Here is a 13,301-nt window from a genome sequence, read left to right as displayed (position 1 = left end):
CTGCAAATTGTATACAATGATAGCAAATTATTGCCCGCCAACCAGTATTGCACCCGAAGGTTCGCTATGAATTCAGACCCGTTCCTTCTTATCTTTAAGAAAACAAAAAAGCCCTCCATATTTTCAGCGTTATGACCAAACCCCGCATCGCCGATTTTCAGGACGTTAGTCGGTTTCACCTCGTTGAATCGTTCTCCGTCGACGACATGAAAGTGTTTCTGCTGCGCGAACTGGGCCTGAACCCGTCTGCGGAAAAAAAACCGGCCCGGCTAACCGTCAAGTCCGCCCTTTTCTTTCTGAGTATGGCGGGATTTGGCGGCATTTTCGGCTTTCTGCTGGCGAAAACCGCCGGAACGGTTCCGTGGTGGCACATTCCCGCAGCATTGGCCGGACTGCTGGTGCTCCTGCCTATTCACGAAGGCATTCACGCGCTGGTTTTCAAGGTGCTGGGCGCACCCGAGGTGGGCTTCGGGTATTCCATCAAAAGCCTGATTGTGTATGCCTACGCGCAGCGGTTTGTGATGACACTCCGGGAAAATGCGCTGGTGGCCGTCATGCCCTTTCTGGTCATTACCACGGCTTTGGTGCTGGCGTGGATCGCCTGGCCGTCGTGGGGTGTGATCTGGGGAATGGTCCTTCTGATGCACACGCTGGCCTGCATCGGCGACTACGTGCTGGTGCGGTATTCCATTAAAAACCGCCACCGTACGATGTTTACCTACGACGATCTGGACGAGCGGAGATCGTATTTTTACGAAAGAACCGACGAACCGGCCGTACTACAGTAACATTGAAAGGTTCACTTCCAGCCCCGGCAAAACCGACTGGCCCGAAAGGGTTTCCGTAAACCATCGGGATTCCGGTGCTTCATCCGGGCGGTAGATGGTGGTTTGTTTCACCAGTTCGCCTGACGCAGTTTTTCGGGCTGCAGCACCCGGATGGTGCCCGTTGAAGCGATTTCGAGCAAACCATCCTGCCGGAACTCGCTCAGGGTGCGAATCAGGGTTTCGGTGGCCGTGCCGACAATGGCGGCCAGGTTGTCCCGCGAAAGCTGAATAACGCCTTCCGGATCTTGCCGGTAAAGGTTCAGGAGCGCATCCGCTACCCGGCGCCGGATGGAATTGTAGGCCATGTGCAGCAACTGCTCCTCGCGCTCGCCAACGTGTCCTGCCAGCATTTTAATGAACTGTCCGCTCACCGTGGAATTCGCCAGGAGCAATTGCTGAAAATCTTCTTTCGGAATGTAAACCAGTTCCGAATCCTCCAGCGTTACGGCAGAGTCGCCGTAATCCCGGTTTTCGAGCAGGGCGAGATACCCGAAAAAGTCGCCCGACTGGTAGAGTCCGGTGATAAATTCTTTCCCGTCGGTGTTGGTGCGAACGGTTTTGACCTTCCCCGATTTCAGAAAATACAGGCGCGTTGGCGTATCGCCTTCCGTATAGACAAACTGCTTTTTCCGCATCGGATGGGCTTTTCGATCTACCGACAGGCTCTCCAGATTTCCTGCGTGCCGGGCATCGTTCAGAAACTGGTCGAGACCGTCCTGCTGCAGGTTGTAGGCAGGCCCGACGTTGCGGAAGCGGTTTAACCGGCCTTCAATCGCACTGAGCAGTTCCGACTCCTCGAAGGGCTTGGTCAGGTAATCATCAGCGCCCAGTTCCATGCCCTTTCGAAACTCCGTCCGCTCGGTTTTGGCGGTCAGAAAGATAAACGGAACACCAGCCAACTGGGGGTTTTTGTTGAAAATATGCAAAACGCCATACCCATCCAATACGGGCATCATGATGTCGCAGATCACCAGATCCGGCTTGTCGGTCAGGGCTTTTTCTACCCCCACCTTCCCGTTTTCGGCCGTGTGAACGGCATAACCGGCCAATTCCAGAATTTCGGCAGTATTTTCGCGAATGGCGTCGTTGTCTTCAATCAAGAGAATGGTTTTCATACGGAATAAATAACGTTACGGACGTGCCCTGATTCAACTCACTTTTTAAGGATACCTGCCCCCCCATCAACTCCACGTAACGCCCCACGATGTGCAGACCCAGCCCGGTGCCCGATATATCGGTTACATTTTGAGCCCGGAAAAACCGTTCAAAGAGGTGTTCCTGGTCTTCTTTGGAAATCCCCACACCCTGATCTTCCACGGCCAGCCTCATCTGTCCATTTGCACAGGCAACCCGTAGGGTTACCGTCGATCCCGGCCCGGAATACTTAACGGCGTTGGAAAGGAGATTCACCATAATTTTACGCAGCAGAGACGGGTCGATCCATACCGAAATCGGGCACGACAGCTCGGTGTGGATCGTTTGTCCGGGTTTCAACAGACTTTGCATATCGGCCACGGTTTCGCCAACCAGTTGGGAAACCACCACTTCAACGGGGTGAGCAACGACTTTTCCCTCCTCCAGTTTATCGACGGACAAAAACTCTTCGAGGATGTCGTTCAGGTGATTGACCGACGCCCGGATGCGGTCGAGGTGTTTCTGCCGGTTGCTTTGGTGTTCACTGCTGGCGTAACGTTCGATCAAGGCCGCCGAGGTCAGCACTACCGTCAGTGGAGTCCGGAATTCGTGGGAAGCCATCGAAACGAAGCGCGATTTCAATTCGCCCAGTTCCCGCTCCACCACCAGAGCCTTCGCCAGTTCATCTTTTGAGTGTTCCAACTGTTCCAGCGTGGTCATGAGCGCCTGGGTGCGGTCGGCCACTTTGTGTTCCAGGTCGGCGTTGAGCCGCTCGATGTGGTCGCGGTGGGCCAGCAATTGCCGTTCGGCTTCTTTCTTAAACGTAATGTCAATAATATAGGCAACGGCGTGCAATTCGTCTTCCAGCCGGAAGTAACTGAGGCTGATTTCAACCGGAAACACCGAACCGTCTTTTCGCTGGGCGTGCAGATCGCGGTTGTGGCCCATCGCCCGCACCTGCGGATTTTCGTTGAAAGATTGCCGGAGTTTTTCGTGGTAACTGCTCACTTTCCGCGGAACCAGCTGCTCGATGGTCAGGGCCATCAGTTCATTCGGAGCATACCCAAACAACTGTTCCGCCAGTTGGTTGGCCGACACAATCTGGCCCTGCTGGTTGCAAACGATGATGCCAATGGTGGCATTGGAAAAGATACCCTGATACCGCCGGACGCTGTTTTCCAGCTCGCGCTCAGCCTGGTGCAACGGCTCCTGGTCGATGAGCTGAACGAGCGCGTAGGGCCGGTCATACACGACAAAAGTGCTGATAATGAGATGCCCCCAGAACATCTGCCCGTTTTGCCGCCCAATCGGTGTTCGTTCTTCGTAATGCCCATCGCGCAGGAGTTGCTCGATCAGACGATTGCGGTCTTCGTCCGGCAAAGGCTGCGTCCGGATGGAACGGGAACGAACCGGATCGGCCAGCAAAGCCTGCTCCGAAGCAAAGCCCAGCATCTGAACACCCGCCGGGTTGACATGGACAAAGTGTTTCTCGCTCAGGTCGTAGATGCCGAAAAAATCGTCACTTTTTTCAAAAAGTAGATTGATTAAGGCCTCAGAGTATAGATTAACTAACATAGGATGCGGCTATACTGCGGTAAAGTCTCCATCGGCACCGGCCGGACTGAACGAATGCACATACGAAGTTACTAAATAGATTTTCTAAGTTACTCTATTCGGTCTACAATACCCTATATACGTAGCACATTTCAAAGAATGATCATCAATTTAATGTAAAGACGGCGACTTCCACCTCATCGGATTACCCCGCCAAGAATCATGGCTGCTCCTAACCAACATCAGTCTTTTTGGCCAGCCGAATTACCACATTTGTACCCAGGAGGACAACGGCCTCGGTTGACGAACGAATGTGGTAACGCAAGCAAATGAACTTTAAAGATCCATACCCCGTGCAGACGCCCGCCCGCCTGGCGGTTTTGCTCCTCTTTATGCCCTCGGAGCGAACCGACCGCGTGCAGCAGGCGTGGCTACGAACCCTGGCCGATTCACTACAACACCAATTGTCCAGCCAGGTGCAGGTTCTGAGAATGGATGAACTCGCCCACCAGGATGTTTTTCGAAGTTTCGATATCACCCAGACGCCCTCTTTCGTGCTGGTGCAACGGGGCGTTGAACTCTGGCGGCAGGTGGGAATGCCGCAGGAAGATTTGTCGGCGTTGCTGTCGGAACGCCTGGTTGCGGCAAGCGCCCAGATCTTCAAGGCCTAACAGCAACCGCTCATGTTGGCAGGAGCGCGGAATGCAGCGTCAGAAACCCGGCATACCGCAGCTTTTTTTGATTGTCTGCATGGCCGTAACACGTTGATGCAGTAGAAGAAAGGTGTAGTTTCTAGTCACCCGGCAGAGTTGTGTAGTCGATTTCCGAAATCGCCAGGGTGTACCAGGTAAAATCGCCGGTTTTTAGTTTCCAGGTTACGTCCGACTGCACAGGAATCCGGATCCCGCCCGCCCGTTCCTGATGATCCCGCAGGGCAATCGACCAGGTTTCGAGCCGGTAGGTGCCATCAAATTCCCCATAGCGCCGGGCTTCGAACTGGATGACATCGCCCGCCGGGTTGAAGGTAAACACCCCGGATGCAGTCATTCCGCCCTGGTGCATCGTCGCCCGGGCCGATGTGTCGCTCAGCCCCTCCCACTGGATATAGTTGCTCAAGGCAGCCGTTGGGAACCAGACGGTTTCGGCCAGATACCGCAGCATCGTTCCCTGATCGATTTCGGCTCCCTCCGCATCCGCAACCGGAACCAGAGCCAGTGCCTTGATCCGCATGTTTCCCCGCCCGTGCCGGTACTGATCCCGGCCCACCAGAAAGAACAAAGGTGCAGCCTCGATGCGGGCCAGCCAGACAAAACCGGGTTGAGAAACCGTAAAAACCTGCTCGGCCTCGACGGGCATCCAGCTCCCACCCGGCTTGGTCCGCATCCGCCCGATCTGCTTCAGCTGAACGGTTTGAATCCGGTTTTTTCCAACGACACCAGCCCGTTTTAACCACTTCTGAACAACAGGTGGCAGCGGAGTCAATGACTCGGCAGTGATCACCGGCGTCTTCGCGGCCCCGGATTCGGCAATCAAACCCCGGACCTCCGCCTTTCCATTCGCATTGAAATCCCAATCCGCATAGGCCACCAGACTAACGGCCAGAATAAGCACATTGAGCCCGGTTCCGGCTTTGGCATCCGGCCAGTAGAGAACAATGAGGAGTTGAGACAGCCCAATCCCCAGCAACGCAACCAGCCACCAACGGCTCTGGCTGGTTAACAAACTGATGGCTGCCGTGAGCAACACCAGACCCGTCAAAAGCCAGAGCGCACCCGCTACTTTGGCGGCTTTTTCAGACAACGGCAGGACGGTTGTCGCACGAAAGGCGTTGACGGTCATGAGGTGCCATTCTTTCACGAATCCAATCCCGTGAATCAGACCATGAAGACCCAGAATACCCGCAAAAACGAACCTGAATAGTGGACTCATGGGATTTGGAACTGTTTAGTTTTTGATCAGGTAGTTGACAGGGGCTGGCAGAGAGGGGTCAGAATGGCCGACCCGAGACGTCGGGGATTCGGAAGATCCGGTGCGCCTTTTGCCGCCACCCGGCCTTGGGGACTCGAAGTGTTCAAATCCGGTACATCTCCACAAAATAGCACTATAACGACCTGTCTTCCGATGACTTAGCTCATCCCACAGGATGATGACAGTTACTGTGGATCCTGTCAGCAGTCAATTCCTGTTAAAACCGTTTGCCCTAGTTTTGGGCTTTCTGTATCCCGGAATACCTCCTGATTGATTCCATGAAACGACTACTGGCTTATTTTCTCACCACCTGCGCGATCTCATGGCTGTGCTGGTCACCCTACTGGTTGCCTTTTTTTCCGGAAGCCTGGAAAACATCCGCGTTCCTCCATTATCTGGGTTTGCTGGGGCCCTTGCTTTCCGCCGTGATCTGGACAAAAACGGAAAATTCCAGCCGGGGTCTCCGCGCCCTTTTCACGAGCCTGCTTGTTCCGCGCAAACCGGCTTTTTATGGCTTACTCGGCGCCCTGCTGCCGTTTTTGATTCTTTTCACTGCCGTGGGTATCAGTACCCACGGAGCAATTCAAACCGTCGACTGGCGGGGGCTCTGGCATTCGCACGAACTGGCCACCATTTCACCCATTCCGTTTGTAGCATTAAACCTCTTCGTCGTGGGTTTTGGCGAAGAAACCGGGTGGCGCGGCTATGCCCTGCCGCGCCTGCAACAACGGTTTTCTGCCCTAACGTCGTCACTTCTCATCACGGCAGGATGGGCACTGTGGCACTGGCCGCTGTTTTTTTATGTCCGCTCCGGCTATCATTCGATGGATGGGGCCGGCATTGTCGGCTGGCTGATCAGCCTGTTGACGGGCTCCATTCTTTTTACCTGGCTTTTCAACAGCAGTCGGGGAAGCCTATTGGCCTGTGCCTTATTTCACGCGACGATGGACATCGCTTTCATGGCCGATTTAGGCCGCCCCGACGTGATGACTTATGTCGGAATGGCCGTAACGCTCTGGGGCGTTGGTATTCTCCTGGTATGGAAACCCACCAATTTATCCCGTCAGCCCCGCGTAAAAACCCTTGAACAGTAATTAGCGGCTGATCCATCTCAGCAGCCGTTCCACATCGTCTTTGTGGAACAACTCCGTGCCAGGGTTCATCGTGGCTGCCGTTCCGCAGGCTACCCCCAGCCGCAGCATCTCTTCGTAGGAGTAGCCTTGTGACAATGCGAAAACCATTCCGCCCACCATGCTATCCCCTGCGCCGACGGTGGTTTGCTTTTTAACTGTGGGGGCCGGAACCCGGAAGCTCCCGCGCCGGTGTTCCCGGCGGTTTTCTTTCGTCACCAGCAAAGCCCCCGCTGGTCCCAGTGAAACGGCCATAAGCTCGCACCCACCCTGTTCTATCACCGAACGGGCGGCTTCTTCCACTTCCTCCAGTTCCAGTTTGTCAACGCCGACGAGGGAGGCCAGTTCGCCCAGATTGGGTTTCAGCAAAAAAGTCCCTTCCTGAATTGCCCGTTTTAAGGGTTCGCCGGACGTATCGAGAACCAGCCGGATGTTGCGTTCCTTCGCCAGTTGGGCAATGGCGGCACAGTAGTCTGGTGGCAAACCCGGCGGCAAACTGCCACTGACCACCAGGTAGTCGATCGGTTCGGAAAAATCGCGCAAGCTGTTCAGCATCTGTTCGCCCTCGGCTGCCGACCAGGTGGGTCCCGGTAAGCTAAACCGGAACTGTTGTCCGGTCGACGTCTCCAGAACGACGAAGCTCTGCCGGGTCCAGCCCGCCATCGGCATCACCCGGTAATCGATCCCTTGTTCGGCTACCAGTTGTTCCAGCCATTGACCGGTGGCGCCACCCGCCGGAAAAACCGCCAGGGATTTTGTGCCCAGACGAAGCAGGGCTTTGGAGACGTTGATGCCACCCCCACCGGGATCGTAGCGGGCGGTTTCACAGCGCAGCTTGTGTTCGGGCACCAGACGGTCGATGGTGGTGCTGGCATCTACGGCGGGATTCAGCGTCAGTGTGAGAATCATCCTCTTATATGGAAAAGCAACCCGTTTCGGGGACTACCGGACTATCCGGTGCGCTCCGAAACGGGTTGCGTAAGGTACGATGTATGGGTGAATTACCGCGCCAGATAACCGCCGTCGACCGGATAATACGACCCCGTTACGAACGAGGCTTTGTCTGACGACAGCCAGATCACCAGTTCCGCCACTTCTTCCGACCGACCCAACCGACCGATGGGGTGCAGGTCGACCAACATCGTTTTGACTTCCGGCGGCAACACGCCCAGCAAAGGCGTATCGATGTAGGCCGGGCCAACCGAATTGATCCGGATTCCACGGGCGGCATACTCGATGGCAGCCGTTTGGGTCAGCCCCAGTACCCCGTGTTTGGCGGCTACGTAGCCCGGCGACTGCGCCGTTCCGACCTGCCCCAGAATGGACGCCATGTTGACGATGGACCCGGTTTTATTCTGCTTCAGCATCGCTTCCAGTTCGTATTTCAAACAATAGAAAACGCTGTTGAGGTTAACGTTGATGATTTTCTGCCAGCCTTCCAGCGAGTAATCCGCCGTCAGGTTCAGTTCTCCGCCGATGCCCGCATTGTTGCAGGCCATATCCAGCCCGCCAAACGCGGAGACGGTTTCCGAGACGAGTGCTTCACACTGCGCCGGATCGCCGACATCGGCCTTGAAAAACCGGGCAACGCCCCCGTCGGCGGTAATCTGGTCAACCACTTGCTGCCCCCGTGTTTCGTTGACATCCGACACCATCACACTGGCACCGTGCTGGCTATACAAAACCGCGATTGCCTGGCCAATGCCCGAAGCCGCCCCGGTTACCAGAGCCACTTTTCCATTTAAGTCTTTATCCATGTTCCCATTCAATTAAAAAAATGCCCTTAAGCGCGCATGATCAAGACCGGTATGTCGGCATGATTCAGCACATCTTCGGCCACGCTGCCCTGAATCCAGTGGCGAATGCCGGTATAGCCGTGGGTGTAGAGCACGATCAGATCGGCTTTTACGTCCGCGGCATAATCCAGAATGCCCTCCGGAATGGACCGGTACGGCCATATCTGAAATTTAAAATGATCGATGCCTTTGCTCAGCGCGTATTCGTCCATCCATTCCCGGATGCCTTCGGGTTGCCGGCCGTCGGTGGGCGTCAGCACATACACAAACTGACGAAGGCCCTGATCCGTTAGCTGAAACGGATACGGATGGCGCTCCTTCAGCTTGTCATCCACATCGATGGCACAGACAATGTTCCGGGGCTGAAAGTGTTCGATGGGATGTTTGATCACCAAAACCGGGCAGTTGGCGTGCCGGACAATCAACTCGGCGTTCGACCCTTCCAGCCACTCCGTCAAACCCGTGGCCCCTTTGGAAGCTAAAACGATCAGATCGGCCGGTTGTTCAGTAATGTTCCGAATCAGGCCATCGAGGCTGCTGCCCAGTTTTGTTTTGATGGTAACGTCCGCGTATTTCGGATTGGCCGCCAGCTTTTCCAGGGCTTCCTCGGCTTCTTTCCGGGCTTCGCCGTAGTTCTCCGTGACCATCAGCGACAGTTCCTGGGTGTAGTCCATGGCGGGCTGCGGAATCAGTTGGTAAAGAACAGTATGAAGGAGGATAATTTCGGCCCGGTAGGTTCGGGCCAGCCCCACGGCTACATCCAGTGCATAGTCGGTCATGGGGCTTAAATCCGTGGGAACCAGTATCGTTTTCATCGTGAACATCAATTAGTTTGATGGCTCAAAGCACATTGAAAACAAGCAATCTTCCCATGACGGAGCGCAGCCGGTTTGTTGAGAAAAGTCACCCGTTCAGGCCGGATTCACAGGTTGGCCGGGCAGCCACACCATCGCCTTTGTCCAGCCATCGGGGTAACAGCCGATCGACAGCGAACCGTGGTTCAGATCAACCAGTTTTTTTACAATCGCCAGCCCCAACCCGAAGCCCTGTTGCTCAAACTCCTCCCGGTCAAACTGCGTATACGGGGCAATTTGAGTCACGTGCTCCGGTTTAAACATCCGGCCTTTATTACCTACGGCGAGCCGGTATTCGTCACCTTCCAGATACCCCGTGATGGTAATACCGGCCTGATCCGAAAACTTGATGGCGTTATCGATCAGTTCGTCCAGAATAAGGGTCAGATTTTCCTCCGAAATTTGCAGTGTCGCTTCCTCCACATCGACCCGCCAAGTGACTTGTTGCTCCTGCCGGTTTTCCACCAGCCGGATTTGCTCTTTCACCCGGTCGGGCTGCAAGGTGGTCGTTCCCGTCGTAAAATACGTATAGGCGCTGTGTGACGGGTCGACGTGCTGGAGGATTCCAATCCGTTGAACATTGTCCAGCGACCTTTTCAGCCGCAGTCCGCACACGCGGATCGTCTCCAGCATCGACACCGCATCGACATCGTCGAACTCGTCCAGGTGATTTGCCAGCAGGGTCGACATGCCAATAATGCCGTTGAGGGTAGTGTTGTATTCATGTCCGGCGGCCCGCGCCATCTTGAGGTGCTGTTCGGCCAGTTGGGCCTGCAGGCTGGCTTTTCGCAGGGCCTCGCGTTGCAGGCGGTTTTCGACAGCCAGCAGCAGGCTTTCGCCCGTAAACGGTTTGGTCAGGTAATCATCTGCGCCCAGGGCCATCCCCCGGCGCACGTCTTTCAGATCGGTCTTCGCCGTCAAGAACATAAATGGAACACTGGTTAAAGATCGGTTGCTGCGGATGGTTTCCAGCACCTGATACCCGTCCATGCGTGGCATCAGAACATCGCAGAGGATCAGATCCGGTCGTTCCAGAATGGCCAGGGTTACGCCCTGTTTTATGTCGGGAGCGGTTTCCACTTCAAAGCCGTTCAGCCGCAACCATTCGGCTACATTTTCACGAATTTGCTCTTCGTCTTCAATAATCAGTATTTGTGTCGGCATAAAAATTGGTAAAATAGAGAAAGGTTTTTTACGGACAAAGGGAAATCCTTGTCTGATTTTGAGAGCAAAAAGAAGATATAAATCAACAATTTAACGACGTATAAAGGTGTATTTATTAAACAAAACTACGTCTTGCTCCGGCCTTTTTACATGACCTGATCTATGTAACGATATGACAAAAATCAGTAACATACCTTTCGTAAATCATAAAAATCCAGCCTTTTTTCAGGCAGAAAGCCCGTCGGTTTTTCACCCGGGTGTCGGGCCCGACCTTCCGCAGCATACCGGTAAGCAGCATCAGTGTACTGCCTGAGTAACGTCATAGCGGACAGGAGGCCCATCCACTAGTTTGCATCCGCATTTTATAACCCCTTAACGGATATGAACACGTGGGTACTTCCTTTTAGCCAGATCAACAACGGAATGATTGCCAAAGTGGGCGGTAAAAATGCCTCGCTCGGCGAAATGTTTAACGGACTGCGGTTTTACGGCGTCCGGATTCCCGACGGCTTTGCCCTCACCACCGATGCCTACTACGAATTTCTGCATCACAATGAATTGCGGATGCCCATTCAGGCGTTGGTCAACGAACTGGACACCCGGACGTTTTCCAACCTTCACTACATCGGCCACCAGATCCGGTGCCTGATCCGGAAAGCCGATTTTCCGCCGGTTCTTGCCGAAGCCATCAAAAAAGCGTTCATCGACCTGAAGCACCATTTTCCGAACCCGATTCAGGTGGCGGTTCGCAGCAGCGCCACCGCCGAAGATCTGGTTACGGCCAGTTTTGCCGGTCAGCACGAATCGTTCCTCAACATCCAGACCGAAGAGCAGTTGCTGCACGCCTGCCAGGCCTGTTACGCGTCCCTGTTTACGGATCGGGCCATCAAATACCGGCATGACAACGGTTTTGACCACCTGAAAGTGGCCCTTTCCGTGGGCGTTCAGAAAATGGTGCGCTCCGATCAGGCGTCGGCCGGCGTCTGTTTTACAGTAGACCCCGACACCAGCCACGAAAACCTGATGCTGATCACGGGAAGTTGGGGATTGGGCGAGAATGTGGTGCTGGGCAATGTCAACCCCGATGAATTCTATGTCTTCAAACCCTCGATTGCCAAAAGGCCCAACGCCATCGTCAGCCGGAAAGTGGGCGAAAAATCGGTCACGATGGTGTATGCCGATACGCCCGAAGCCAGTCAGCCGACGATCAACACCGATACCCCCCCGGAGCGCCGGGCTGCCTTCGTCCTGACGGATACCGAGGTGAACCAGCTCGCCAGTTGGTCGCGGATCATTGAAGAACATTACCGCAAACCGATGGACATCGAGTGGGCCAAAGACGGCATCGACCAGCAACTATACATTGTGCAGGCCCGGCCCATTACCGCCTTCGGATCATCGACGCTGCAACTCACTGAATACCGCCTGCAGGCACCGGGCAAAACCCTCACGCAGGGCAAAGGCATCGGCCACCGGATCGTTACGGGAACTGCCCGGGTGGTGGCGTCGCCCAAAGACGTGCCAGCCACCATCGGCGCGTCGGACATTCTGGTCACCGACATCACCACACCCGACTGGGACCCAATTCTCAAAAAAGTCTCCGCCATCATTACCAACCGGGGTGGCCGGACGAGCCACGCGGCCATTGTGGCCCGCGAAGTGGGCGCGCTGGCGGTGGTCGGCACCAACAACGGCACGCAGGTCATTGCGGACGGGGCTACCATCACGGTTTCCTGCGTCGACGCCCAGGACGGTTTTGTGTATGAAGGCGCGCTGCCCTTTACGCAGGAAACCATCGATCTGACGGAACTGCCCAAACCCCGCACCCAGTGTAACCTGATTTTGGGCGACCCTTCGCAGGCGCTGCGGCTGTCGCAACTCCCCAGCCAGGGCGTGGGACTCATGCGGCTGGAATTCATCATCACCAACGCGATTGGCATTCACCCGATGGCGCTGGCCCGCTTCGACCAACTGACGGACGAAACCGTGAAGCAGGAAATTACGCAGCTCACCCACCACTATACCGACAAAAAAGAATTTTTTGTGGACAAACTGGCCCAGGCCGTGGCACTGGTGGCGGCCAGTTTTTACCCCCGGCCGGTGATCGTTCGCATGAGTGATTTCAAAACCAACGAGTATGCTAACCTGCTGGGTGGTTGTGATTTCGAGCCTAAAGAAGAAAATCCGATGCTGGGCTGGCGCGGGGCGAGTCGCTACTACGATCCGCGATACCGCGACGGGTTTCGGCTGGAATGTGACGCCATGCGCCGGGTGCGCAACCAGATGGGGTTCACCAATGTGAAACTGATGATTCCGTTCTGCCGAACGGTGGAAGAAGGCAAACGGGTGCTTCAGGTAATGGATGAGTACGGTTTGGCCCGGCACGAAAATGGGCTGGAAGTGTATGTGATGGCCGAAATTCCCAGCAACATCATCCAGGCCGAAGCCTTTGCCGAACTCTTCGACGGCTTTTCGATTGGTTCCAACGACCTGACCCAACTGGCGCTGGGTGTCGACCGCGATTCGTCGACGGTGCAGGGGCTTTTTGACGAAAACAACCCCACGGTACGGACACTGATTGCCATGCTCATCCGGAAGGCCCACCATGCCGCCTGCCCCGTGGGCATCTGCGGACAAGGCCCCAGCGACAACCCTGCCTTTGCCCGTTTCCTGACCGAAGAAGGCATCGATAGCATTTCGCTCACGCCCGACGCTTTTCTGCGCGGACTCACGACCATTCACGAAGCCGAAATCCTGCTGGCGCTGGATGCATTGTAACGGGAGGAGGACTTAAAAAACGTGAATATAAAATTCCAACTGGTGCCCAACCCGTTCCTCCAAAAAAAGATTGCATCCCGGTGATTGCCTGCCATT

11 protein-coding genes are annotated in these 13,301 nt (G+C 55.2%); 4 read left to right on the top strand and 7 right to left on the bottom strand.

The genetic code is table 11. The annotated features are described in order from the left end of the window. The first annotated feature begins 131 nt into the window (after window positions 1-131). Complete coding sequence (locus FH871_RS08860; RefSeq protein ID WP_138991095.1) at window positions 132-788, top strand: DUF3267 domain-containing protein; 657 nt, start codon at window positions 132-134, stop codon at window positions 786-788. Between the two features lie 107 nt (window positions 789-895). Here FH871_RS08860 and FH871_RS08855 read toward each other — a convergent pair whose 3' ends face one another. Continuing rightward, a complete protein-coding gene (locus tag FH871_RS08855) occupies window positions 896-1,942 on the bottom strand; it encodes a response regulator (protein WP_138991094.1) in 1,047 nt (348 codons plus the stop codon). Further along, on the bottom strand, window positions 1,920-3,536 hold the full coding sequence (locus FH871_RS08850; protein ID WP_138991093.1) for a PAS domain-containing sensor histidine kinase: 1,617 nt from the start codon (window positions 3,534-3,536) through the stop codon (window positions 1,920-1,922). Before FH871_RS08850 ends, FH871_RS08855 begins: the two co-directional genes overlap by 23 nt. 308 nt (window positions 3,537-3,844) lie before the next feature. Between FH871_RS08850 and FH871_RS08845 the strand changes: the two genes are divergently transcribed. Continuing rightward, entirely contained in the window at window positions 3,845-4,186 is a 342-nt protein-coding gene (locus FH871_RS08845; protein ID WP_138991092.1) for a thioredoxin family protein, read from the top strand. Between the two features lie 121 nt (window positions 4,187-4,307). On the opposite strand, the gene FH871_RS08840 is transcribed toward FH871_RS08845, so the two are convergent. Then, window positions 4,308-5,444 carry a DUF6544 family protein gene (locus FH871_RS08840; RefSeq protein WP_212768207.1) on the bottom strand — a complete coding sequence of 379 codons (1,137 nt, stop codon included), beginning with the start codon at window positions 5,442-5,444 and terminating at the stop codon, window positions 4,308-4,310. 317 nt (window positions 5,445-5,761) lie between these two features. Here FH871_RS08840 and FH871_RS08835 point away from each other — a divergent pair, with 317 nt between their 5' ends. Further along, window positions 5,762-6,577, top strand: a complete 816-nt coding sequence (locus FH871_RS08835; protein ID WP_138991091.1) for a CPBP family intramembrane glutamic endopeptidase — start codon at window positions 5,762-5,764, stop codon at window positions 6,575-6,577. On the opposite strand, the gene FH871_RS08830 is transcribed toward FH871_RS08835, so the two are convergent. The 4 genes from FH871_RS08830 to FH871_RS08815 all read right to left on the bottom strand — a co-directional run bounded on the left by FH871_RS08830 (window position 6,578) and on the right by FH871_RS08815 (window position 10,427). Beyond that, window positions 6,578-7,522 carry a 1-phosphofructokinase family hexose kinase gene (locus FH871_RS08830; protein ID WP_138991090.1) on the bottom strand — a complete coding sequence of 315 codons (945 nt, stop codon included), beginning with the start codon at window positions 7,520-7,522 and terminating at the stop codon, window positions 6,578-6,580. It abuts the gene before it with no gap. Window positions 7,523-7,614: 92 nt separating this feature from the next. Next, window positions 7,615-8,370: an SDR family NAD(P)-dependent oxidoreductase gene (locus FH871_RS08825; RefSeq protein WP_138991089.1), complete on the bottom strand. Its 756-nt coding sequence runs from the start codon at window positions 8,368-8,370 to the stop codon at window positions 7,615-7,617. A 26-nt stretch (window positions 8,371-8,396) separates the two neighbouring features. Next, window positions 8,397-9,224 carry a universal stress protein gene (locus FH871_RS08820; protein WP_138991088.1) on the bottom strand — a complete coding sequence of 276 codons (828 nt, stop codon included), beginning with the start codon at window positions 9,222-9,224 and terminating at the stop codon, window positions 8,397-8,399. Between the two features lie 96 nt (window positions 9,225-9,320). Then, on the bottom strand, window positions 9,321-10,427 hold the full coding sequence (locus FH871_RS08815; protein WP_138991087.1) for a response regulator: 1,107 nt from the start codon (window positions 10,425-10,427) through the stop codon (window positions 9,321-9,323). 381 nt (window positions 10,428-10,808) lie between these two features. Here FH871_RS08815 and ppsA point away from each other — a divergent pair, with 381 nt between their 5' ends. Continuing rightward, a complete protein-coding gene (gene ppsA, locus FH871_RS08810; RefSeq protein WP_138991086.1) occupies window positions 10,809-13,205 on the top strand; it encodes a phosphoenolpyruvate synthase in 2,397 nt (798 codons plus the stop codon). The last annotated feature ends 96 nt before the right edge of the window (window positions 13,206-13,301 follow it).

The organism is Larkinella sp. C7 (assembly GCF_006149005.1).
Classification (GTDB): domain Bacteria; phylum Bacteroidota; class Bacteroidia; order Cytophagales; family Spirosomataceae; genus Larkinella.
The sequence above is the reverse complement of the archived record's forward strand: the minus strand, read 5'-3'. Positions and strand labels throughout refer to the sequence as shown.